Origin of the sequence: Clostridium cuniculi (assembly GCF_004353185.1) — a bacterium.
In the GTDB taxonomy this organism is placed as follows: domain Bacteria; phylum Bacillota; class Clostridia; order Clostridiales; family Clostridiaceae; genus Clostridium; species Clostridium cuniculi.
The window spans coordinates 136,728-160,832 of sequence record NZ_SMUS01000003.1; the positions used below are offsets into that span (position 1 = coordinate 136,728).

Annotated in this window: 22 protein-coding genes; 20 read left to right on the top strand and 2 right to left on the bottom strand. The window is 26.8% G+C overall.

From position 1 onward, the window contains the following. Window positions 1–3 precede the first annotated feature (3 nt). From EJJ37_RS02180 to EJJ37_RS02205, 6 genes are all read left to right on the top strand, one after another. Complete coding sequence (locus EJJ37_RS02180; protein ID WP_133013957.1) at window positions 4–1,335, top strand: MATE family efflux transporter; 1,332 nt, start codon at window positions 4–6, stop codon at window positions 1,333–1,335. Window positions 1,336–1,585: 250 nt separating this feature from the next. Continuing rightward, complete coding sequence (locus EJJ37_RS02185) at window positions 1,586–5,509, top strand: multicopper oxidase domain-containing protein (protein ID WP_133013958.1); 3,924 nt, start codon at window positions 1,586–1,588, stop codon at window positions 5,507–5,509. Window positions 5,510–5,735: 226 nt separating this feature from the next. Then, entirely contained in the window at window positions 5,736–6,260 is a 525-nt protein-coding gene (locus tag EJJ37_RS02190; protein WP_166484640.1) for a GNAT family N-acetyltransferase, read from the top strand. A 59-nt stretch (window positions 6,261–6,319) separates the two neighbouring features. Further along, entirely contained in the window at window positions 6,320–6,709 is a 390-nt protein-coding gene (gene mutT / locus EJJ37_RS02195) for an 8-oxo-dGTP diphosphatase MutT (protein ID WP_133013960.1), read from the top strand. A gap of 175 nt (window positions 6,710–6,884) precedes the next feature. Beyond that, window positions 6,885–8,291: a [FeFe] hydrogenase, group A gene (locus EJJ37_RS02200; RefSeq protein WP_133013961.1), complete on the top strand. Its 1,407-nt coding sequence runs from the start codon at window positions 6,885–6,887 to the stop codon at window positions 8,289–8,291. A 136-nt stretch (window positions 8,292–8,427) separates the two neighbouring features. Continuing rightward, window positions 8,428–9,132 (top strand): hypothetical protein, encoded by a 705-nt coding sequence (locus EJJ37_RS02205; RefSeq protein WP_133013962.1) that lies wholly within the window; start codon window positions 8,428–8,430, stop codon window positions 9,130–9,132. A gap of 146 nt (window positions 9,133–9,278) precedes the next feature. Here EJJ37_RS02205 and EJJ37_RS02210 read toward each other — a convergent pair whose 3' ends face one another. Together EJJ37_RS02210 and EJJ37_RS02215 are read right to left on the bottom strand one after the other, a co-directional pair. After that, complete coding sequence (locus EJJ37_RS02210; RefSeq protein WP_133013963.1) at window positions 9,279–9,971, bottom strand: YjjG family noncanonical pyrimidine nucleotidase; 693 nt, start codon at window positions 9,969–9,971, stop codon at window positions 9,279–9,281. Between the two features lie 169 nt (window positions 9,972–10,140). Further along, the gene (locus EJJ37_RS02215; protein ID WP_133013964.1) at window positions 10,141–11,655 is read right to left on the bottom strand and encodes a bifunctional metallophosphatase/5'-nucleotidase; all 1,515 of its coding nucleotides are present in this window, start codon (window positions 11,653–11,655) and stop codon (window positions 10,141–10,143) included. 159 nt (window positions 11,656–11,814) lie between these two features. On the opposite strand from EJJ37_RS02215, the gene EJJ37_RS02220 reads away from it, so the two are divergent. The 14 genes from EJJ37_RS02220 to trxA all read left to right on the top strand — a co-directional run bounded on the left by EJJ37_RS02220 (window position 11,815) and on the right by trxA (window position 24,030). After that, window positions 11,815–12,366 carry a biotin transporter BioY gene (locus EJJ37_RS02220; protein ID WP_133013965.1) on the top strand — a complete coding sequence of 184 codons (552 nt, stop codon included), beginning with the start codon at window positions 11,815–11,817 and terminating at the stop codon, window positions 12,364–12,366. Continuing rightward, window positions 12,353–12,739, top strand: coding sequence for a DUF1284 domain-containing protein (locus EJJ37_RS02225; protein ID WP_243124824.1), 387 nt, complete (start codon window positions 12,353–12,355; stop codon window positions 12,737–12,739). The genes EJJ37_RS02220 and EJJ37_RS02225 overlap by 14 nt, the downstream gene beginning before the upstream one ends. Window positions 12,740–12,904: 165 nt before the next feature. Continuing rightward, window positions 12,905–13,741, top strand: a complete 837-nt coding sequence (locus EJJ37_RS02230; protein WP_133013966.1) for a ParA family protein — start codon at window positions 12,905–12,907, stop codon at window positions 13,739–13,741. Between the two features lie 236 nt (window positions 13,742–13,977). After that, window positions 13,978–15,414 carry a deoxyguanosinetriphosphate triphosphohydrolase gene (locus tag EJJ37_RS02235; RefSeq protein ID WP_133013967.1) on the top strand — a complete coding sequence of 479 codons (1,437 nt, stop codon included), beginning with the start codon at window positions 13,978–13,980 and terminating at the stop codon, window positions 15,412–15,414. Between the two features lie 111 nt (window positions 15,415–15,525). Further along, window positions 15,526–16,236 (top strand): hypothetical protein, encoded by a 711-nt coding sequence (locus EJJ37_RS02240; RefSeq protein ID WP_133013968.1) that lies wholly within the window; start codon window positions 15,526–15,528, stop codon window positions 16,234–16,236. Window positions 16,237–16,485: 249 nt separating this feature from the next. Next, entirely contained in the window at window positions 16,486–17,547 is a 1,062-nt protein-coding gene (locus EJJ37_RS02245) for an AEC family transporter (RefSeq protein WP_133013969.1), read from the top strand. A 119-nt stretch (window positions 17,548–17,666) separates the two neighbouring features. Next, a complete protein-coding gene (locus EJJ37_RS02250; RefSeq protein WP_133013970.1) occupies window positions 17,667–18,665 on the top strand; it encodes a 2-hydroxyacid dehydrogenase in 999 nt (332 codons plus the stop codon). A gap of 85 nt (window positions 18,666–18,750) precedes the next feature. After that, complete coding sequence (locus EJJ37_RS02255) at window positions 18,751–20,304, top strand: ATP-binding protein (protein WP_133013971.1); 1,554 nt, start codon at window positions 18,751–18,753, stop codon at window positions 20,302–20,304. Beyond that, window positions 20,304–20,975: a response regulator gene (locus tag EJJ37_RS02260; protein WP_133013972.1), complete on the top strand. Its 672-nt coding sequence runs from the start codon at window positions 20,304–20,306 to the stop codon at window positions 20,973–20,975. The genes EJJ37_RS02255 and EJJ37_RS02260 overlap by 1 nt, the downstream gene beginning before the upstream one ends. A gap of 70 nt (window positions 20,976–21,045) precedes the next feature. Continuing rightward, window positions 21,046–21,219 carry a hypothetical protein gene (locus EJJ37_RS02265; protein ID WP_133013973.1) on the top strand — a complete coding sequence of 58 codons (174 nt, stop codon included), beginning with the start codon at window positions 21,046–21,048 and terminating at the stop codon, window positions 21,217–21,219. A gap of 207 nt (window positions 21,220–21,426) precedes the next feature. Then, window positions 21,427–22,110: a manganese catalase family protein gene (locus EJJ37_RS02270; RefSeq protein ID WP_133013974.1), complete on the top strand. Its 684-nt coding sequence runs from the start codon at window positions 21,427–21,429 to the stop codon at window positions 22,108–22,110. Window positions 22,111–22,369: 259 nt separating this feature from the next. Continuing rightward, the gene (locus tag EJJ37_RS02275; protein WP_133013975.1) at window positions 22,370–23,197 is read left to right on the top strand and encodes an alpha/beta hydrolase; all 828 of its coding nucleotides are present in this window, start codon (window positions 22,370–22,372) and stop codon (window positions 23,195–23,197) included. Window positions 23,198–23,286: 89 nt separating this feature from the next. Next, window positions 23,287–23,589, top strand: a complete 303-nt coding sequence (locus tag EJJ37_RS02280; RefSeq protein WP_275547902.1) for an HNH endonuclease — start codon at window positions 23,287–23,289, stop codon at window positions 23,587–23,589. 135 nt (window positions 23,590–23,724) lie between these two features. After that, window positions 23,725–24,030, top strand: a complete 306-nt coding sequence (gene trxA, locus EJJ37_RS02285; protein WP_133013977.1) for a thioredoxin — start codon at window positions 23,725–23,727, stop codon at window positions 24,028–24,030. The last annotated feature ends 75 nt before the right edge of the window (window positions 24,031–24,105 follow it).

The window sequence follows — 24,105 nt, forward strand, 5'->3', positions numbered from 1 at the left end:
GGGATGAACATACAATTATCCGATAATTTTAATTATAGTAAATTAATCAAATTTACTTTACCTACAATTTTTATGATGATATTTACTAGTATATATGGTGTTGTAGATGGTTTATTTGTCTCAAATGTAGTGGGAAGTGATGCCTTTGCAGCAGTTAATTTAGTAATGCCAGTTATAATGATTTGTGGAACATTTGGATTTATGATAGGAACAGGGGGAGGAGCCTTAGTTTCTAAGAGAATTGGAGAGGGAAATTCTAAAAAAGCAAAAGAAACTTTTTCCATGTTAATATATTTATTAATAATAATAGGATTAATAATTGCTGTCATAGGATTTATATTTATTAAACCAATTTCTAAAGCTTTAGGAGCTGAGGGAGTAATTTTAGAATACTGTGTGATGTATGGTAGAATTTTACTTATTAGTCTTGTAGCATTCTTACTTCAAAATGCTTTTCAGAGTTTCTTAGTTGTGGCAGAAAAGCCTACTATGGGCCTTGTTATTTCTATATTTGCAGGAATTACTAACATAGTTTTAGATTTCTTATTAATTGTGATACTTGATATGGGCGTAGTTGGAGCAGGTTTAGCAACATGTATAAGTCAAATTGTAGGTGGATTTGTACCACTTATATACTTTATGATGAAAAATAAAAGTCCTTTAAGGCTTGGGAAAACTAAATTAGATTTTAATGCTATTGGACAAAGTTGTTTAAATGGTTCTTCAGAGATGTTTACCAACCTATCTATGTCTATTGTAAATATGTTATATAACCTGCAATTGATGAAATATGCTGGAGCAGAAGGCGTAGTTGCATATGGAGTTATAATGTATGTATCATTTATTTTCAATGGGGTTTATATAGGATATTCAATGGGTATTACACCAGTTGTGGGATATCACTATGGAGCAGATAATAAGGATGAATTAAAAAGTTTACTTAAAAAGAGCTTTGTACTTATTTTAATAGCGTCATTAGTACTTACAGGGCTTGCACAATCATTCTCAGAAATACTTGCTAAAATATTTGTAAGCTACGATATAGATTTACTTAACCTTACAACTAATGCAATTAGAATATTCTCTCTATCTTATTTAATAAGTGGATTTAATGTTTTTGCATCAGCATTCTTTACAGGACTTAATAATGGTGTGGTATCTGGAGTTATAGCATTTTTAAGAACTTTCGTATTCCAAATAATAATGATATTTGTATTACCTTTATTATTTAATGTAAATGGTTTATGGATGGCTGTAATATTTGCAGAAGTACTGGCTCTGTGCGTAAGTTTTATATGTTTTATCAAAAATAAAACTAAATATGAATATATTTAAATTTCAACTTTAGAATAAATAAAATAAAGGCCTTGTATTTAGTGCAGGGTCTTTATTTTATTTTTAATTAATTAAAGTAATATTTTTAATAACATAAATAAAAATCATTTTATGACTGTTGTTGGTAGAAAAACTCTCCTTAAATTATGATGTGTCAAAACAAGAAGAAAGTAACAGATTGTAATCATATGTCATATTAATAAAGTAAACACATGATTAAGTTAAACAAATGATTAAAGGAGAAATACAAATGGATTTCAATAGATTTGAAAGTAAAATTAGGAAGTTTAATGTTACAGTATTATCAATTCCGATTGTATATGATATTTTTGGTGACTATGATCCAAATGGGCTAATGTATATATTAAGTGAAGATAAAGATAGGGTAAGAGAGAAAGCTCTATGTAACTTTAAAAATAAAGACAAAAATGGAGATCCACTTCCAAAACCTACAGAAGAAGTTCAACCTCTTACAATAAGAGCAAATGTTGGAGATACAATAATAATAGAATTTAAGCATAATGAAGATAGAAGACTATCAATTAATATGCAAGGACTTAAATATAAAAATATAAAATCAGATGGTGCTAATGTTGGTTATAATGAAGATTCTACAGTTGGTAAAGGTGAAAAGATAACTTATGAATGGTATGCAGATAGAGAAGGTATTTTCTATTTTAGTGATATGGGAGACACAAGATTTAGTGAAGAAGGAACTAATAGCCATGGATTATTTGGAGCATTAATAGTCCAAGCTAAAGGATCTACTTGGACAGACCCTGTAGATGGAAGTAAGCTTAGAAGTGGTATATTTGCAGATATCCATAATCCATTTAAACCAAGCTTTAGAGAATATGCAGTATATTTTCAAGATGAACTTGAAATGGTAAATAGATTTGGAGGAATAATAATAGATCCTCATACAAATCAGCCAATGGGAGTAACTGCAATAAGTTACAGATCAGAGCCTATGGTAAATAGAGCTAATTATATACCGCCAAAAGATAAAGGATTTAAATATTGCAAACCTTATGATAAATGTAAACCTTGTGATATATGTGATTCTGTTAATTGTGTAGATATAGTGGAGCGACCAGAACATCACCATGTAGTAGATGGAGAAGATGTTTCTATGAGTTCCTGGACTTATGGGGATCCATCTACTTTTATACCAAGAGCTTATAAAGGAGATCCATCAAGATTTAGACTTATACATGGTGGCGTAAAAGAAACCCATGTATTCCATCTTCATTCACATCAATGGAGATTAGAAAAAGATAATCCTGATTCAATAATAATAGATTCCATATCAATAAGTCCACAAGAATCATACGATATTGATATATTATTTGGAGCAGGAAGTTTGGTTGGTGCTATAGGAGATCATATATGGCATTGCCATCTTTATCCTCATTTCCATGAAGGAATGTGGTCTTTATGGAGAGTATTTGATAGATTAGAAACTGGAAAAGATGTAATACTTGAAAATGGAGAAGTTATACCACCATTATATCCAGATGGAAGTTATATAAAGGCTTTAAATCCTCTTCCTGATAGAGAAATGCCACCTAAAAAAGATTTGCTTCATCCTGGATATCCTAATTTTATAAATGGAGATTTTAGACAAAGAGCGAATCAACCACCTTTAGGTATACTAAATCAAACAGGAACTAATAAAATATGTCCTACTTGTCTTGAGGCGGCAAATTTTGTAGATAACTTTGCTCCAGGAGCTTTATATGCAGAAAGTTGTCCTAAAAAGAATAAATGTGAAGGAGCTAAGGAAGAGTTATACAAATCATATAATAAGCCCGAAAATGATTGTAATGATGATTGTAAATGTAAATTTAGAGATCCAGATGTTGTATTTGAATTATTTGTAGTAGAAGCTAAATTAGTATATAACAGGGCAGGATGGAATGATCCTTATGGTAGATTTTATATTTCAAAAGAGCAAATAGAAGATTATACAGGATGTAAGCTCACTCTAGAAAATAGAGAAAAATTGGTTAAGAAATATATAGAGGGTGTAGAAAATGGTTATATTGATGCTGAGCCGCTGGTTATAAGAGCAAATAAAGGGGATTGTATAGAAGTTAGAACTACAAACTTTTTACCAGAAACATTGCCTGCAACAGAATTCCAATTAGAAACAATAACTGACAATGTAGGTTTCCATATACACCTAGTTAAGTTTGATGGTATAACTTCGGATGGAGGAGCAAATGGATATAATAATATGGCTTCTGTATTTCCTGGAGAAACTTTAGTAGAAAGATATTTTGCAAATGATGAATTAAATGCTTGTTTCTTCCATGATCATTTTAACCCAAATTCACATCAGCAACATGGTGTATTTGCAAGTCTTATAATAGAGCCTAAAGGAGCCACATATCATGATCCTAAAACAGGTAAGCAAATAAAATATGGAACAAAAGCTGTAATAAAGACACCTTCAGGTAGAGCTTTTAGAGAATTTGGATTATTCGTTCATGATTTTGCATTGTTATTTGATAAAGATGGTAAGGCATTAAATCCGCCTCCATTCCCAGGTTCACATGATGATCCAGGTGTTATGGGTATAAATTATAAATCAGAGCCATTAAGAGAGAGACTACAAAATAAAGATGATGATCCAGCATATGTATTTAGTTCTAGATATCATGGTGATCCAGTGACACCAATACTTGAAACTTATCCTGGAGATGAAATAGTAATAAGATTATTAGATGGAGCTCACGAAGAACAACATGCCTTTAATATAAATGGATTAAAGTGGAGAAAAGAAATAACAGATAATAATTCACCATTAGTTCAAGCTCAAACATTAGGAATATCAGAAGCATTTAATATAAGAATAACAGATGATTATAAACCAGGAGATTATATTTACTATTTTGGAGGACAAGATGATATTTGGTTAGGACTATGGGGAATAATAAGAGCTTACAAAAATAAAACTGATAAATTATTACCAATTAACAAATTCAAGGGATGTTTATTCACAAAAATAAAATATTGTAAATATAAAATTAAAAGATGGATGATTGAAAATAAATGCTATCCAAGTAAAAAAGTTAGAGAGTTTCATATAGCTGCAATTCAAAAAGATATTAAGTATAATGATTTTGGCGACCATGATCCAGATGGATTGCTATTTGTGCCATATGAATATAAAGATGACGTGATAAATGGAAAGATAGAGCCTATTCCTCTTATACTAAGAGCACGAAAGGGTGAATATATAAAGCTTACTTTAACTAATTGTTTTGATAAACCTATACCATATTGTGAATTTCCAGGTGTCCCAGTTGATAAAAAAATTAAGCCATCTATGAGAGTAGGTATTACTCCACAATTTTTAAAATTCGATCCAATAAAAGATAGTGGCGTAAATATAGGTTACAATAATGTAGAGCAAACTGTAGCACCAGGGGAAAGTATAACTTATATATGGTATGCAGATAAAGAGTATGGTACTTGTCTATTATCATCTTTAACAGATATAAGAAACCATAGATACCATGGTCTATTTGGGGCAATAATAATAGAGCCAGAAGGAGCTATAATAGATAGCGACTATAATTGTGGATATAATAAAGAATATAGAGAACAAGTAACTATTATAAAGAAAAATAAAGAAGAATTTAAAGAAATTGTCTTATTTATGCATAATGGAATAAGACTTTTAGATAAAGAGGGTAATCTAATACAAACTAACAGAGAAGTAGGAGAAGAGGGAGAAGTAGAGCCAGTAGATTTTGAAGATAGAGGTGAAAAAGGCTTTAACTATCGTTCAGAAAGATTTTTTAATAGGTTAGAATTTAAAGATGATGATATCTCAAAAGTATTTAGTTCTAAGACACATGGAGATCCATCTACACCAGTATTTGAAGCTAAGCCAGGAGAAAAAGTGATAATAAGACTTATAATGCCTGGAGATAAGCCTAGAAATACTTGTTTTGTACTTCATGGTCATGAATGGAAGGAACAATCAGATGATCCATTTACAAGAATAATATCAGCTCAAGGGGCTATGAGTGTAGGTAATGTATTTAATATTGAGCTATTAGGCGGAGCATCTATGATACCTGGTGATTATTTATATAGATCAGGTATAATAAAATGGGATATAGAATCAGGTATGTGGGGTATTTTTAGAGTTAAAAATTAAGTATAAAAACATGTAAAAAATGTTTTTATATAAGTATTATAAATTTTAGTTATAAATAAAATAAAGGCTTTGCATTTATTGTAGGGCCTTTATTTTTATATAGTGATTTAGTGGATTTATAATATGGCTATAATTCATAAGTTTCGAAAACATATTTGATACTTGGAAAATTATTCATTATTATATAAGTATAGAATAATTAATAATAGAAATGAAGGGATTAAAGATGATTGAGAATCTATCAATAATGAAGTTAACAGATGAAGACTTTGAAGGGGCATATGAAGTTATTAAAACTACTATTCCATACGCATTTGACTTATGTCATTTAGATGATGATGATGAAGTTAAAGCCATGATAAATGAAAAGAGAGATTTATTGAAGCAATCAATTAATAATGATGAACCAATATTTTTTATTGCTAAACATAATGATAAAGTAATTGGTACAATATCTTTTACTCCTTGTAGTGAAGATATAAAAATATGTATCAATAACGAAATAACAGACTTAGGGGAAATAGGTGGATTATATATACTACCACAATATCAAAGTAGAGGAATAGGCTCTGCTTTGATTAATTATCTAATAACATATTTGAAGAAGCAAGGAATAGAAGAGGTTTGTTTAGAGAGTGGATATAAGCAAGCACAACCAAAATGGATTAGAAAATTTGGAGACCCTTACGTGATAGTTAAAGACTATTGGGCACCAGGAGTTGATAATATGGTGTGGAAATATAAGATATAATATTATTATTAAATATAACTCAGCTTAAAGTTATGAGTAATGTAGAAAGGTAAGAACCAATGAAAACTATAGAAGTTGTTGCAGCAATAATAAAAAAGGGAGATAAAATATTTATCACTAAAAGAAGCTATGGTGAGTTTGCTGATATGTGGGAATTTCCAGGAGGAAAAATAGAATTAGGGGAAACCCAAGAAGCGGCTTTAATAAGAGAAATAAAAGAAGAGTTAGAATTAGATATTACTAATCTAAACTATCTAACAACTGTAGAATATGATTACCCTAATTTTCACTTAACAATGCATTGCTTTATTTGTGAAATATGTGGTGGAACATTAAACTTAAATGCTCATAATGATGCAAAATGGGTTTTAATAGAAGAGTTATCATCACAAAAATGGGTTCCAGCAGATATTAAGGTAGTTGAAAAGCTAGTGGCGGTTACTAAGTAACAGCTGCTAGCTTTTAATTTTATTTGAATTTATTAATAATAATACAATATTATTACAATTAAGTGCTTATACTACATAAAATTACAAATCATAACATATTTTAAAATTTTATAAAAAATAGTATAATATTATTATTATGTTTTTTATAAAATAATTTACAAGGAGTGCTAAAAAAATGAAACATTTATTTACAGAGAAAGTTGTACCAATAGAATCAGATAACAAGGCTATAAAAATAGACCACGAAAAATGTATAAAATGTGGTCTCTGTAAGCGTGTATGTGAGAAAGAAATAGGAGTTGCTAACTTTTTTGATTTAGAAAAAACTAATGATATAGCAATATGTATAAACTGTGCACAATGTGCTCAAGCATGTCCAGTAGGAGCTATAACTCAAGTGGAAGATATAGATAGAGTAAAAGAAGCTTTAAAAGATGAAGACAAAATAGTAATATTTAATACAGCACCTGCAGTTCGTGTTGCTTTAGGTGAAGAATTTAAAATGGATGCAGGTTCATATGTGGAAGATAAAATGGTACATGCCCTTAGAGAACTAGGAGGAGATTATGTATTTGACGTTACTTTTGGAGCTGATATGACTATAATGGAAGAAGCAAATGAGCTTGTAAAAAGAATAGTTGAAAAGAATGAAAATATACCTCAATTTACAAGTTGCTGTCCAGGATGGGTTACATTTGTAGAAACTTTCTATCCTGAGTTATTAAATAATTTATCTACTGCTAAGAGTCCAATTTCTATGCAAGGAGTGACTATCAAAACATATTTCGCTAAAAAAGCAAATATTGATCCAAGCAAGATTGTAAATGTCACTATAACACCATGTACTGCTAAAAAGTTTGAAATAGATAGACCAGAGATGAATGATTCAGCTAAATTTAATGACATAGAAGGTCTAAGAGACAACGATATTATAATAACTACTAAAGAGCTAGCTAAATGGATCAAAGAAGAAGGAATAGACTTTGAAAATTTAGAAGGTTCTAAGTTTGATAATATGTTAGGTCTAGGTAGTGGTGCTGGAGTTATATTTGGTAATAGTGGCGGTGTTACAGAAGCTGCTGTTAGAACTGCATATCATTTAATAACAGGTGAGGATCCAACTAAAGAGCTTTTAAACTTTGAGCCAGTAAGAGGATTAGATGGAGTAAAGGAAGCATCTATAACTATAGGAGATGTTAATTTAAAATTAGCAGTAGTACAAGGAACTGCTAATGCAAGAACATTAATTGAAAAGATAAAAAATAAAGAAGTTGATTATGACTTTATTGAAGTAATGGCTTGTAAAGGTGGTTGCATAGGTGGAGGCGGTCAACCTAAAACTACAAAAGTAATAAACGATAAAATAAGACTTAGTCGTATAGAAGGATTATATAACAAAGACCAAAATTTAAAGATAAAGTGTAGTTACCAAAATCCAGATATAGTAGCAGTATACAATGAATTTTATCAAGAACCATTATCACATTTAGCCCATGAACTTTTACATACATCATATTATTCAAAAAAACATATGCTAGGTCTTGATAACAAGGAAGAAATATCTTCAGATGAAATTGTATAATTTGTAGTACATAATATTTCTTGTATAAAATTTTAGATAAAAGGAGCTATCTCAAAATAGAGAGTAGCTTCTTTTTTTATAAATAATAATAAAAAGTTATAGAAATTAGTATATAATTTAATTAGGGGTGAGAATATTGATATATAAGTCTGGAAAAAATGGATATTACAAATCTTATGAATATGCAAAAAGAATATTAAGTAAAATGAAAAAAATAACTGCATTTAAGGCATTTAGTAATGAAGACCATGATTATTATGAGGTAATAGGTAATACTAAAAATTATTATAATTTGATTTTATTTGATGAAGATTCAAATGAGTATTGGTTTGATACTAACTGCGGGTACAAAGGAATGGGAAGTGTTTATAGCGAGAAAATTTTAAGGTTAGTAGGTATTAGAGAGGATTATAATATAGCTTTTGAAAAAGAAATATATAAGTTTAATTTATCTCCAATTAATAAGTTGAATCTTTTAGTTGTTGAAATTAATTTATTAAATGATATTGAAAAATACTTTATAAACTCTTTAATAAGTTTGGATTTTGAAAATGCATATTTAAGGTATAAAGCTTTAGAGAGTATGCAAATATTTGGTGTTATAAATTCTATTAATAATGCTATAGGTGGAGATTTATATATGAAGTATTTTTATAATTATGACTTAATTGAAAACGTTTGCGAGAAAGGTGGGGTTAATAATATATTATTTTTAGATAGTTCTTTAGATAAGAAGGTTAAGTTAAATATAAGTAATAATATAAAGAACTTATTAGAATCAAAAAATAATATTTTTATAAAAAAAATAAAAAAAACAGAATATGGTATACACACTTATTAAATTATAAGAAATACAATGAGACTAAGGGAGGCAGCTAATATTTACTCTGTAGATAAAGTAAACTCAAAAATATGTAGAAGTTTTAATATAGGATAAGTACTACATATATACTTACCCTATATTTTTTTATAAATTGAATTTAGAATTTATTTATCTAATAATAAATTTCTTAATTCTGTATAATCACAAACCTCATAAGTAGGCTTTAAATCTGTTTTATTTTCTAATTTATTTGGATTATACCAGCAGGTATCTATATTATAATTAATACCACCTTTTATATCAGAATTTAAATTATCTCCAATCATAAGAATTTCATCTTTATTAAAAGTACCAAGATTATTTATAGCATGTCCAAATATGTCAGGATGAGGTTTTGCTATACCTATACTTTCTGAAATTACTATATCTTTAAAGTATTTTGCTATTACAGATTTTTTTAGTCTTCCTTCTTGGACAGAAGTAAGTCCATTAGTAACAATAGAAAGTATGTATTTAGAACTTAAATCTTCTATAAGCTCAGTAGCTCCATCAAATAAAAATGAGCCAGCAGCTAAGTGTTTCATATAAGCATCTGAAAAGTCATTTTCATTAAAGTTCAGATTTAATTTTTCAATTAATCTTCTAAATCTTTCTGTTTTTAGTTTTGCTTGAGTAATAAGACCTTCTTCAAGCTCTTTCCAAATAGCTGTGTTTATTTCTTTATAAGTACTAAAATGATAGTTTTCATCATAATCAATGTTAAATTCTATCATAGTATTTTTAAAGGCTTCTTTTTCAGCTTTTTTAAAATCAAATAATGTTTCATCTGCATCAAATAGTATAACTTTATATTTCATAAATTAAATTCTCCTGTAAATATAATATCTAAAATTTTAAACTAATGAAATTATATCTTTTAAGGAGAAAAATAGCAAATTATATAATAAAATGAAAAATATTTATAATTTAAAATAAAAAACTAAAAGAGTTCATCATATAGATGTATGCTCTTTTAGTTTTTTATTTTTATATTAAAGTAGTATAGTATCTAGATGTATCTACAACTACTTTTGGATTATTTTTAAAATAATTAATAATTATTTCAGGCATTTCAATTAAAATTTCTTTAACAACTTTACAATTTTCATAGAATTCATATCCACCAGCACCACTTGCTCTATAGTTATTCATAACTAAAGTTAAAGTTTGATTATCTGATAATTCTTCACCTTTATATGTAATAGAAGTAACTCTATTTCCAACTTCCTTATTTAAATCAAAAGCATAATTAATATTTGTAAAATAGTCATAATTATAATGTTCAACTTTAGGTTTTAAAAATCTTTCAGATATAGTTACATTACCATTATTATTTTCAAAGTAACTAGCAGCTCTTTCTAAAGCTAACTTTAATATTTCTCTATTAACTTCAAGAACAACTAAAGTATTTGGATATGGATAAGTAGATAAAATATCCCTTACAGTAACATTTTTACCAAAGCCTTTTATTACATTTGCAAAAGCAGTACATGCTATATCAGCATCACTACTTTCAAGTTGGATTTGATTTATAAAATTAGCTAAATTTGAACCATTTAAAGCCATATCTAAATGAGTTGTAGGCTGAAGTTCAGTATCTAAAACACCAACAGGAGTATCTAACCATTGTTGAACTTTATTTTCTAATGGTAAGAATTTATCATACATTTCTTTATTAGGATTTAATTCTATGTTTTCTAATGATGAATTAATGTTTATTGAACCAGTATCATCTATAGTAAGTTTTAATTCTAAGAATTTACTACCATTATGCGGAGTTTGAGCTATATGAGTTCCATGAAGAGTCATATTAGCAATAGGTAAATGTTGATGCCCAGTAAGAAGTATATCAAAATCAAATTCTTTACATATCTTATAAGCTATATTTTCTTTTGTAGTACTTAATTGCTTGTGAGATTCTAAATCATATTCAAATCCACCATGATATACACCTATAAGTATGTCACATTGCTCTTTTACAGTATCATAATATTTTTTTATTGAATCAAAAGTATCAATAATATCTATATTTTCTATATTTTCAGGACGTTCCCATCTAGTAATAAAATCAGTAGTAAATCCCATTACGCCAACTTTTAATCCATTTTCCATTGTCTTTATTTTATATGGAAGAATTGGTAGCTCATTAGTTTTATCTATAACATTAGTACAAAGACACTTAGCATTCAGGTTATTTAAATATTTTTTTAAGTATTCTTTTCCATAATTAAAGTCATGATTACCCAAAGTAATAAAGTCATATCCACCAACATTCATAATAGTTGCAATTGGATGTATATCAAAATCTGAATTACTTAAGTAATTTGTAAAAGGGGAACCTTGAATAGTATCTCCACCATCAATTATTAAGGTATTTCCATCTTTATTGAAATTATTAATTATATTAAGTAAACCAATATTTTTTTCATTCTTTTCTATATAGTCTGTTGGATAAACATATCCATGAAGGTCGGATGTAAAATAAACTTTTAATTCTTTCATTATTAGTACCTCTTCGTTAGTTAATTTTATATAAGTAATATTGATTATATCATATTTGTTTTTAAATAATTTAAAAAAATTGACTTAATAAGATTTGTAATATAAAATATTTGTAAACCAAAATATTTAAAATGGTTAACAATTAAGAGGGGGAATATTATGAAAAGAAAAACTTTAGACATTGTATATTGTTGTATATTTGCAACAATAACGGCAATACTTTCACAAATTGCAATACCTTTGCCTGGGGGAGTACCATTAACATTACAAACATTTGCAGTTTCTTTAGTTGGAATTCTTTTAGGTAGTAAAAAAGCATTTATATCAATATTAGTTTATGTATTAATGGGGGCCATTGGATTACCGGTGTTTTCAGGATTTTCAGCAGGAATTGGTGCGATAGTGGGACCAACAGGTGGGTTTATTTTATCTTTTCCAATTATGAGTTTTATTATAGGATTAGTTTGCGAAAGAACAGATAATAAAATTCTAATTTTTTTAGGAATGATATTAGCTTCAATTCCTAACTACCTAGCTGGAGCATTTCAATTTTCATTAGTAACAGGATCAAGTTTCTATAATGCTTTTTTAGTAAGTGTATTACCATTTATCTTAGTAGGTATAATTAAAGCAGCATTAGCAACTATAATTGGTTCTATGTTAAGAAATCATAAATCAATAAAAGGAGTTATTAGTTATGATAAAGCTTAGACCACATCATTTGTTATGTACTCAAGGATATAGTGGAAAAGGATATAGCAAAGAGTTTGTTGAAAATATGACTGAAATAGTGGAATTAATAAAAAAAGAAAATGCACAAGTACAGTTGATATTTTCGGAAGATGATATTTGTAGTAAGTGCCCTAACTTAGCTGAAAATAAGATATGTAAATCTGATACTGTTAATATTATTGATAAAAAAGTAATAAGATATTTTAAGTTAGAAGAAAAAATATATAAATATGACTCTTTATTAAAATATATAAAGAGTCATATTACTAAGGAAATTATGGATGACATATGTGGGAATTGTGAATGGTATAGTATAAGTAAATGTAAGAAAAGAATCCTTGTAGAGATATAAAATAGAGTTTTTAAATAAAATTTGTAAAAATATTACATAAGTGGTAAAATGTATTATAATGTAATTAATACATATTTAAATTTTAGCAATATTATAGATTGATAAACTATGATAAGAAAAATAAAAAAATAAACAAAATGGTATGAGAGTTAGGGGAGAAAAACAATGAAGGTTATTAGTGTATGCAATCACAAAGGGGGATGTGCTAAAACTACAACAGTAGTAAATATAGCAGCTGAGTTAGTTAATTCAGGTTATAGAGTTTTGATAATAGACAATGATTATCAAGCTAATTTAACAACTAGTGTAGGATTTAAGCCAGATAATGAGTCATTAGTTAATTGTCTTAAGGGGAGAAAATCTTTAAGAAAAACAATAAAGAAATGTGCAACCTTAGATGGGTTAGATATTATTCCTAATAATTCAGAAGTTGGTAATTGTGATTTAGCTTTAATAAAAATGAAAAATTGTAAAAGACTATTAAGTAATTTGATAGAAGAAGAGAATTTAAAGGATGATTATGATTTTATATTAATAGATTGTCCACCAAGTCAATCAATTACTACTATTAATGCATTAGTTGCTAGTGATAGTATAATAATACCAATGGAGCCTTCTTTATTTAATATGCAAGGTCTTAAAAATATATCAAAGACAATAAAGTTAATTCAAAAAACATTTAATAAAAAGTTAAAGGTTGAAGGAATATTATTAACAAGAGTAGACTCAAGAACAAAGCTTAGCGAATCTTTTAGAAAAGAGATAAAAGAGCTTTATCCATATAAAGTTTTTGATACAGAAATTCATCAAAGTAGTATAATAGTGAAAAGTCAAATTAATGGATTACCAGTATCTATGTATGATCCAAGATGCAAAAGCACAAAGGAATATAGAAGTTTAACTAATGAGATTTTAAATATAAGTATTACTAAGAAGGTTAGTAGTGTATCAACTATAAGAAGCAAAAAGAATATTAATAGTGGAGTAGCTAAAGTAGGATAAAGAAAATTTTTAAAACATGCTGTAGATGAATATATAAAACAAGACTTTAATAAGCAATCAAAATAAAAGCTTATTAGGGTCTTATTTTATTTTACAAAGTATTTAGCTAGAAAATATCAAAATGAAAAAGGGAAAACTATTAACAGAACTTTATTAAGAATTGAGAATAAAAATGTTAAATATAGCTGAAATTAAGTATATGCAAAAATTTATATAGTAAAGAGGAAGCTTTAGATATGGCTAGATTTACATGGAAACAAATATTGAATAAAAAGCGTATTAGAGATTATAAAAGTAATAAAAAGCACTTAGATTGTAGAGATGAATTTGAAAATGACTATGATAGAATTTTGTTTAGTGCATCATTTAGGAGACTTCAAGATAAAGCACAGGTATTTCCTTTAGAAAAATTAGATTTTGTTAGAACAAGATTAACACATTCTTTAGAAGTATCTTCAATTGCAAAATCTCTTGGGATAAGTATTGGATATAAATTAATGGATATTACTAGTGAATCAGAGGATGAAGTTAATGCTACTATGGTAGAAGATATGAGTAATATATTAGCTTGTGCAGGCCTTATACATGATTTAGGTAATCCTCCATTTGGTCATTTTGGAGAGGTTGCTATTAGAGAATGGTTTGAAGAAAAGTTATCTAAAAATGATGATGATACTTATACTTTTAGTTATGATAAATATACCTTTAATTTAGATAAACAAGAAGCTTTAGATTTATTAAATTTTGAAGGAAATGCACAAGGATTAAGGATTTTAACAAAGCTTCATTTTGTTATAGATAGATTTGGAATGAACTTAACAACAGGAGTATTAAGTTCAGTTATAAAATATCCAATTTCGTCAGTTGAATTAGAAAAAAGTAAATTAAAGAAAATTGGATATTTTAAATCAGAAAGTGATGTTTTTAAAGAGATAGCAGATGATACTAATATATGGTGTAGCAGAAATCCTTTAGTATATATTTTAGAAGCTGCTGATGATATAGCATATCTTTTAGGAGATTTAGAAGATTCTTTTAACAAGAAAATAATATCTCATGATGTTTTTAAAGCAAAGTATGAGGAATTTATTAAAGAAGAAGGCTATGAAGAGAAAACTCTAGAAGAAAGTTTATCATTTTATTTATCAAAAAATTATGATATAGCTAAAGAGGAATATGGCTATGAGGATCCTGGAGAGTATGCATTAAAGTCATTTATAATAAAGTTAAATAGATATTTAAAGGATTCGGTTATAGAGGAATTTATTAATTCTTATGATGATATTATGAATGGAGTTTATGAAGGCGATTTAATAGGAAATTCAAAAGCTAAAAATATTTCTATGTTTTTAAGAAATATATCTAAAGAATATGTTTATACTAATGAGAAAATAGTGGCTAATGAAATAGTTGGATATAATATAATTCATACGCTATTAGATATATTTATACCAGCTGCATTAAATAAAGAGGTTAAACCTTATAAAGGATATGATGGTAAGTTGTATTCTTTAATTTCTAAGAATTATAGGTTTGTTTGTGAAAATAATATAGAGCAAAGTGATTGTAGTGAGGATTATTCAAGATTATTATTAGTAACAGATTTTATATGTGGTATGACGGACTCTTATGCAGCTTATCTTTATCAAGAAATTAAAGGTATGAAAATATAAATTAATGGAGGAATGTTATATAAATAACATTTTTACTAATTGATAAAAGTTTATTAATATTACCTTTATTTGTGATATAATTAACATATCATTAAAAATGGGGTAATACTAATGAAAATAAAAATAATTTGTTTAGAAGATGAAAAGAATATTAAATTTAATAATATTTCATCTAAGTTTGAAATATTAGGTGATAATAGTTTTAAGAAGAGGGCTAAATATTATAATATTGAAAAAAATACAGTTGAAGTTTACTATTTGATGGAAAAAGAAGAAGGCATAAATAAATATAATTTAAATAGTAATTCAGATATGATTTTAGTATTAGCAAAATCTTTAAATCATAAGAATATAGAAAGAATTAAGAAAATAAGAAGTAACTATAATATAATAGTTGCAGTTGGTGAAGTTAATATATCAAATAAAGATATAAAAGAAGAATTTAATAAGTTAAACAATGTAATAATAATAAATAAATTAAAGAAAGAAAATACAATAGATTTAAACTTATTAGTAATAATGATAAGTAACAAGGAAATGTTTTTTAATTTAAATAAGCAAAAAAATACTATTTTAATTGATAGTGATGAAAGTATAGGTAAAATAGTTTTATCTATATTAGAACAATTTAATTATATAGAAAATAATAGAGAATATAATTTATATCTATATTCCAAAGAGGAAGTTGGAGTTCAAGAATTAGCTTATTTAGAAGATCCTATAAAGGAGTATATTTATAATGATGCTATATTAAGAGTTAATACAGTAATTGATAAAAATTTAAAAGATAAAAGTTATTTTCTTGTAGCTACAGGTAAATAATATTAGTTTAGTGTTAGAAGCTTAGTTAGAATGAACTAACCTTATAAATTATAAGGAGAGAGTTTGCTCTAATTAGGCTTTTTTTGTTAATAAAAAAACTATATTGTTAAAATAATAACTTAAATAATTTAAATAATTATTTAAATATTTAAATAAATTGTAGAAAAAAGTCGATGCTTGTACAATTATTTTTGTAAGAGACATTAGATATCAATATGAATGTTAAAAAATATACAAGGAGAAGATTATATGTTAGAAATTATAAAAAAGACATTAACGGACAATGCAATTTTAGGAGCTATATTTTCATCAGTAGCAATAATTCTTTTAGGATTCTATTTAAGAAAGAAAGAAATTTTAAATTCAAATGCATCTAAAATGTTAACAAAACTTGTTCTTACAATTTCATTACCAGCATTAGCATTTACATCATTTATGAAAGATATAAATGGAGAACAATTAAAGCAAGGTATGAGTATATTAGTTTGGGGATTTGCAATTTATATTGTATTAATACCAATAACTAAAATAATGTATGCAAAAGTAAAAGGCGATAAACAAGATGTTTATAGAGTTCTTACTATATTTGGTTCAACTACATTCTTTGGTACACCAATAGTTACTGCAGTATACGGGGCAGTAGGTACTATGTATTCAAATATATTTAACATAGCTTATAGAGTATTCTTATATTCTTATGCATTTGTAAAAATGTCAGGAACAAAAATGGATAAAGAGAATTTAAAAAAGAATATGAAAGAAATTTTCTTAAATCCAATTATATTAGCTACATTCTTAGGATTATTTATTTGGTTATTCCAAGAAAAGCTTCCTCAAATAGCTGTAGCATCAGCAGATGGAGTTACAAACTATGCATTTTTAAGAATAGATCAAACTTTACCATGGCTTTATAAACCACTTACTTATTTAAGCAATTTAGCATCACCACTTGCATGGATTTCAATTGGAGCTACATTAGCAGAGGTTCCATTTAAAAAAGCAGTATCACAAAAAGATGCTTGGGGATATAGCTTAATTAAAGTATTCTGTGTACCAGCAATAAACTTTGTTTTATTATTAGCTGTTAGTAAATTAGGAATATTACCAGTTTCTTTTGAAGGAATGGCAACAACAGTAATAATGATGGCAGCACCAACAGCTACAGTTGCAGCAGCTTATGCAATTAGTTACGATAGAGAGTCATTATTTACATCAAATTGCTCTTTATTATCAACTGTTGTAGCAGTAGTAGCAATGCCAATTCTTATAGTTATATTAGAAATTATAAGAAATATAGGATTATTTGCATAAAATCACTGAGTGAAATCTTAGAGTTTAAAATAAAGAAAATAGGACAAGCTATTCTATAAAAAGAGTGGTTATTGTCCTGAATCGTATTATTTAGATTGAGATAAAAGGAGATAAAAATTATGATAAAGTTAGTTTGTTATGGTGTTAGAGAAACAGAAGTTAAATACTTTGAAGAAATAAACAAAAAATTTGGTTATGATATTAAATTAGTAACTTTAGGTCTTAATCATGAAAATGTAAAAGAAGCAATTGGAGCAGAAGCTGTAATGTTTAGAGGTAACTGTAAGGCTGATAGACAAAATTTAGAGCTATTAAAAGCTAATGGTTTAAAATATCTTTTAACTAGAACTGTAGGATTTGACCATGTTGATTTAGAAGCAGTTAAGGATTTAGATTTAAAATGTGCTAGAGTTCCAGGATATTCTCCAAATGCAATAAGTGAATTAGCAGTTTCTTTAGCAATGATGTTATTAAGACATACAGCTTATACTGTAAACAGAACAAGAGAAAAGAATTTCGTTGTTGATTCATTTATGTTTAGTAAAGAAGTTAGAAATTGTACAGTTGCTGTTTTAGGAGCTGGTAAAATTGGATTAACTACAGCTAAGTTATTTAAAGGATTAGGGGCTAGAGTAATAGCTTATGATGTATTCCAAAGTGAGGCAGCTAAAGAAATAGTTGAGTTTATGGAGTTAGATGAAGTATTAGCACAAGCTGATATAATATCAGTACATATGCCATATATTAAAGATGTAAATTACCATATGATAAATGATGAATTCATATCAAAAATGAAAGATGGAGCTATATTAATTAATACTGCTAGAGGTGAAGTTCAGGATATTGAAGCTGTAATAAGAGGTATTGAAAGTGGAAAGTTAGGCGGTTTTGGAACTGATGTTTTAGAAGGTGAATCTGCAATATTCTTTAAAGATTTAAGAGAAAAAGAATTAGAAAATGATTTACATCAAAAATTAGTAGATCTTTATCCAAGAGTATTAGTAACTCCTCATATGGGTTCTTATACAGATGAAGCATTAACAAATATGATAGAGTTTTCTTATGAAAATTTAAGAGATTTCTTAAATGAAGGTACTTGTAAAAATAGCATAGCATAATTAATATTATAGGGGGTGTTTTTTAACATCCCCTTTTTATGTATGGAAATAATTTATAAAGAAAAAAATAATATTGGTGATATATATGAAGATGAAGTTTAAAAGTACTATAATTTTAGGTGCTGTAACAATTACATTTATTCCATTAATTTTATCTTATATTATTTTTGTAAGTTCAAAGATATCAGACACAAATGAAGATATTAAAAATACTTTGAAAGAAATAGGTAATATTATAAGTAAAAATGAAGTAGTTAGAGAAAAACTTTATAATAGAGATAATGATAAAAGTATTCAAGACTATACAAAAATATTTATAGAAAACTTTAATGATGTTGATATTATTGTTGTTGGAGATATGACTGGAGAAAAATATTCTCATTTAGATGAGACACAAATAGGTGAAATATATGTGAATGAAGATAATAGGGATGTTATAAATAAAGGCATAAGCTATTATTCTATAATGGAAGGTTCTATGGGCACTACATTAAGATGGTTTCAACCTATATTCTATAATAATCAGCAAGTAGGATTTGTTATGGTAGGTAAATATGAAAAAGATATTGCTATAATTACATCTCAAACTAAGTTTACCTATAGCTTATTATTTATTTTTTCTATATCGTTATCAATAATAGGAGCTAAAATATTAGCGGATAAAACCAAAAAATCAATATTAAATATGGAACCTCTAGAAATTGCAGCTTTATATAGGGAAAAAAATATAATTATAGATAGTGTAAATGATGGAATTATATCTTTAAATAAAAATAAGGAAGTTGTAGAGATAAATAAAAGTTGTTACAAGTTATTTGATGATTTTAAAGTAGAAGATATTTTAGAAAAAATTAATGTTTATATAGATAATAGAGAAGAAGTTGAAATGAAGGAATTTGTTATAAAAGGTAAAAAAATATTTATAACAATTAAAAATATTAAATTAGGTGATAATTGCCTTAGAACAATAATTACTTTAGTTGATAAAAATCCTATTAATAAAATAGCAAAAGAAATAACTGGAGTAGATGAAATAATTAAAAATTTAAGGGCAAATGTTCATGAGTTTAAAAATAGTCTTTATGTAATTTTAGGATTACTTGAAATAAATGCTTATGATGATGCTAAAAAATATATTTTAAAAATACAGAAGATTCAAGAGAATACTATAAGTAAGTTTTCTAGTATTGAAGATAAATATGTTAGAGGATTATTAATTAGTAGAGAATCAGTTGCTAAAGAAAGAAAAATAGATTTTGTATTAACACAGGAATCATTTTTAGAAGAGAATCATGGAATTATAGATTCAAATGATATAGTAACTATCCTTGGAAATCTAATTGAAAATGCATTTGAAGCATGCTCTTTATGTGGAGATATTAAAAAAAGAGTAGAGGTATCATTATATGAAGATGAATCTGTTATAGAAATTCAAGTTCGTGATAATGGAAGAAATATTGATAAAAAAATAAGAAATACCTTGTTTATTGAGGGAATATCCTCAAAAGGAGAGGGACGAGGAACAGGATTATATTTAGTTAAAAATAGAGTTGAAATTTATAATGGAAGTATAGATATTGAAGAGTTTGATGATGAAAAAATATTTGTTATAACTATTTTAAAGGGGGTAGACAAATAATGAATGTATTAATAGTTGAAGATGATCCAATGGTAGCTTTAATTAATAAGAGGTATTTAGAACAAATTACAGGAGTAAAAACATTTGGTCCTGTAATGTATGAAAAAGAAATAATTTCAAGCTTAGAAGAAAATAATATTGACTTAATATTGATGGATGTATTTTTACCAGAAAAAAGTGGGATAGATATATTAAAATCTATTAGAGAAAAAAATATTTTTACAGATGTAATAATGATAACTGCAGCAAATAGTACAGATGAAATTAAAAAGGCATTTGCATATGGAGTAGTAGATTATTTAGTAAAACCTTTTGAATTTGAAAGATTTAAAGAATCTATTAATAAATATAAAGCAAAAAAGAAATTATTACTTAATGATGAAATATTAACTCAAAAAGATATAGATACTTTACTTATAAACAATTCCTTAGAAAGTCAGGTTAAACTTCCTAAAGGTTTAAATGAGAAAACATTAGATAGAGTAATTAAATTTTTAAATGAAAATTCTCATGAAGTTTGGACATTAAGAGAAATTGCATATGAAATAAAAATTAGTAACGTAACTATTAAAAAGTATATGGATTATTTAGATAGTATAGGGAAAGTTGATTCAGAAATGACTTTTGGTAATGTTGGGAGACCAGAATATAAGTACTTTGTGAAAAAATAGGGCTGAAAATAATAGGAAATAAAATATAAATATGGTATAATATGAGTATAGTATATGAGGGGGCTACATTATGAAGTATGAGAAATATAAATATTTGGGATTTTTAGGGTTATTATCATTAATAGGACTTAAAGGCTTTGTTACACATAATTATTTATGGTTTATTTTATTTATAAATTATTTATGGTTTACTTTCTTTTATGATAATAGCATAGTATATAAGTTACAACTTAATAAGAAGTAAAATCTTATGTTTATTATTAAAATAGTTATCTATAAAAACAACAATTATTGATTAGTTTCAACAATTGTTGTTTTTTATTTTTAGAAGTATTTTAAATTTATAAATATTAAAAATTAGAATATAATTAGCATAACATTAACAAAGAGAGAAAAACTAATAAGGAACTTTTATAAATAAGTTAAATATTAGAAAGAAAGAGGTTAAATTATGTTCAAACATGAGAAACATCTAATTCGTGAAGTTAAAGTTGAGAGACCTAATTCCACATATGCTAATATAATGCAAGAGCAATTAGGAGGAGCTAATGGTGAATTAACAGCAGCTCTAACTTACTTTATTCAAAGCTTTAGAGTAGAGAATAAAGAGATAAAGGATTTATTTTTAGACATAGCTGCTGAGGAATTTGGTCATGCAGAGATGGTAGCTACAACTATAAATTTATTAAATGGTAAAGATGTGACAGCACCTCCAGCAGAAGTAGGTGCTATTGAAGCAAGTACAACCTCAAGATTAACACCATTGCTTGCTAATTCATCAGGATATTTATGGACTGCAGCATATGTAAATGAAACAGGAGATTTAGCTGCGGATTTATTAACTAATATAGGAAATGAACAAAGGGCTAAAACTACTTATGAGAATCTTTATAGACAAATAAAAGATAAATATGTTAGAGAAACTATTCAATATCTATTACAACGTGAAGAAGCACATAATACAATGTTTAGAGAAGCTTTTAATAAAATACTTGGAACAGGATCATTAAAGGAATGGGGAGATACTAAAGATGCAAAGATGTATCTAGATTTATCTACACCAGGAAAGTATTTTGATGATTTAAAGAATCCTGAAGCACCTGCTTTTGAAGAGCCAGATCCAGGAAAGAAATAAGAATTTATATAAAAGAAAGCAACAATTATTAGATTAATATAAGTTAATAATTGTTGTTTTTTATTTTCAATATAATTCTCTCCTCTATTTTATACTAAGTAACTATAAAATGGGATTTGTTATAATTGACACCAGAATACTATAATTTATTTCTAAATAAATGAATGTATAATATCACTAATATAGAAAGTTGTATAAATAAAATAATAATATTAAAATAATATTTGAAGTTTATTTTTTTATATAGGGAGAAAAGGAAATGATTTATGAGAAGATAAAAATAAGTGATATATGTAGTAAATTAAAAGAAAGTAAGGCTGTTATAAGTGCATATATTCCTGATAATAGTGAAGAAATTAATATTAATAAAAAAAGAGCAACTATAGTAATTTGTCCAGGTGGTGGATATGGATTTACTTCAGATAGAGAAGCAGAGCCTATAGCTTTAAAATTTATGGCTCAAGGATTCAATGCAATTGTACTTAGATATAGTGTTGCACCAACAAGATATCCTAATGCCTTATTAGAGTTATCAGAAACCTTTAATTATGTACGTAAAAAAGAAAATCAATGGAATGTAGATAAAGAAAAAGTTATTGTATGTGGATTTTCAGCAGGTGGACATTTAGCCGGAAGTTTAGGAGTGCTTTGGAATAATGAATTTATAGAAAAAGATTTAGGAGTAAATAAAGAAAATATAAAACCCAATGGTTTGATATTATGTTATCCAGTTATAACTGCTGGAGAGTTTGCTCATAGGGGATCTTTTGATAATTTATTTGGAGAAGAAGAAAGTGAAAAAAATAGATATAAGTTATCTTTAGAAAATTTAGTATCTAAAGATACACCTAAAACATTTTTATGGCATACATTTAGTGATACCACAGTCCCAGTTGAAAATTCATTATTATTTGCAAACTCATTAGCCAAGAATAAAGTTCCTTTTGAGCTTCATGTATATCCAAATGGAGGACATGGAATGGCACTTTGTGACGAGAGTACTGCTATGAATGGGAAAGAGGAGCATATAGATGAGCATCTAGCTACTTGGTTTAATTTAGCATGTCAGTGGATAAATAAAATTTAATATATATTATAAGTTGCAAAAAAAAGTATAAAATATATTTGTAAGTATTTATTTAATATAATTATTAGTGATATGTAGGTGAGTTTATAGTGAAGGATTATATTTGTGAGTTATGTAAACGTGAAGGGATTATTAAAATTACTGAGCATCATCTAGTACCAAAAGAGGTTGGAGGAGGAAAATTACCTGTGGCATTACTATGCCAAGATTGTCATAAGCAAATTCATGCTTTATATACTAATAAGGAGCTTGCGATGAGATTAAATACAATAGCAGCTTTAGAAAAGGATGAAAGAGTTGCAAGATATTTGAGATATATAAAAAATCAGCCTCCAAATAAAAACATAACTATAAAAAAGTCACGAGCAGTAAGAAAAAAGGGGATAAAATAAAGATTATATGTGATAAAGTCACATTTAGTAGTTTTCAAGGGCAACAATAGCTAGTTTATTGAATATAATTTTAGTAAAGACCAAAATAATAGTTTAAAAAAATGTCTTTTTTATAAATTATAGGAGAGAACTAAAATGAAAGTTATTAAAGAATCAGAATTTATTAATGAAATAAATGAAGGATTAGTTTTGGTAGATTTTTATGCTGAATGGTGTGGACCATGTAAAATGCTTTCACCAATATTAGAGCAAATAAATGCTGAAGATGAAAATGTAAAAATTATTAAAGTAAATATTGATGATTCAAGGTTTTTAGCAAATTATTATCAAATACAATCAATACCTACATTAATATTATTAAAGAATGGTCAATTTTTGCATAGAATTACTGGATTTAGTCCTAAAAAAACAATACAAGAGTTAATAGAAAAAGGAAAATAGAAAATATAAAAATGTTTTTTTACTATCTAAAAAGGCGTCTTAAATTAAAATTTAAGACGTCTTTTTATTTATAAA

Bases quoted from the DNA above. Each gene is read 5' to 3' on its own strand.
- EJJ37_RS02180 (WP_133013957.1), top strand. From the start codon at position 4: ATGAACATACAATTATCCGATAATTTTAATTATAGTAAATTAATCAAA.
- EJJ37_RS02185 (WP_133013958.1), top strand. From the start codon at position 1,586: ATGGATTTCAATAGATTTGAAAGTAAAATTAGGAAGTTTAATGTTACA.
- EJJ37_RS02190 (WP_166484640.1), top strand. From the start codon at position 5,736: ATGATTGAGAATCTATCAATAATGAAGTTAACAGATGAAGACTTTGAA.
- mutT (WP_133013960.1), top strand. From the start codon at position 6,320: ATGAAAACTATAGAAGTTGTTGCAGCAATAATAAAAAAGGGAGATAAA.
- EJJ37_RS02200 (WP_133013961.1), top strand. From the start codon at position 6,885: ATGAAACATTTATTTACAGAGAAAGTTGTACCAATAGAATCAGATAAC.
- EJJ37_RS02210 (WP_133013963.1), bottom strand. From the start codon at position 9,971: ATGAAATATAAAGTTATACTATTTGATGCAGATGAAACATTATTTGAT.
- EJJ37_RS02215 (WP_133013964.1), bottom strand. From the start codon at position 11,655: ATGAAAGAATTAAAAGTTTATTTTACATCCGACCTTCATGGATATGTT.
- EJJ37_RS02220 (WP_133013965.1), top strand. From the start codon at position 11,815: ATGAAAAGAAAAACTTTAGACATTGTATATTGTTGTATATTTGCAACA.
- EJJ37_RS02225 (WP_243124824.1), top strand. From the start codon at position 12,353: ATGATAAAGCTTAGACCACATCATTTGTTATGTACTCAAGGATATAGT.
- EJJ37_RS02230 (WP_133013966.1), top strand. From the start codon at position 12,905: ATGAAGGTTATTAGTGTATGCAATCACAAAGGGGGATGTGCTAAAACT.
- EJJ37_RS02235 (WP_133013967.1), top strand. From the start codon at position 13,978: ATGGCTAGATTTACATGGAAACAAATATTGAATAAAAAGCGTATTAGA.
- EJJ37_RS02240 (WP_133013968.1), top strand. From the start codon at position 15,526: ATGAAAATAAAAATAATTTGTTTAGAAGATGAAAAGAATATTAAATTT.
- EJJ37_RS02245 (WP_133013969.1), top strand. From the start codon at position 16,486: ATGTTAGAAATTATAAAAAAGACATTAACGGACAATGCAATTTTAGGA.
- EJJ37_RS02250 (WP_133013970.1), top strand. From the start codon at position 17,667: ATGATAAAGTTAGTTTGTTATGGTGTTAGAGAAACAGAAGTTAAATAC.
- EJJ37_RS02255 (WP_133013971.1), top strand. From the start codon at position 18,751: ATGAAGATGAAGTTTAAAAGTACTATAATTTTAGGTGCTGTAACAATT.
- EJJ37_RS02260 (WP_133013972.1), top strand. From the start codon at position 20,304: ATGAATGTATTAATAGTTGAAGATGATCCAATGGTAGCTTTAATTAAT.
- EJJ37_RS02265 (WP_133013973.1), top strand. From the start codon at position 21,046: ATGAAGTATGAGAAATATAAATATTTGGGATTTTTAGGGTTATTATCA.
- EJJ37_RS02270 (WP_133013974.1), top strand. From the start codon at position 21,427: ATGTTCAAACATGAGAAACATCTAATTCGTGAAGTTAAAGTTGAGAGA.
- EJJ37_RS02275 (WP_133013975.1), top strand. From the start codon at position 22,370: ATGATTTATGAGAAGATAAAAATAAGTGATATATGTAGTAAATTAAAA.
- trxA (WP_133013977.1), top strand. From the start codon at position 23,725: ATGAAAGTTATTAAAGAATCAGAATTTATTAATGAAATAAATGAAGGA.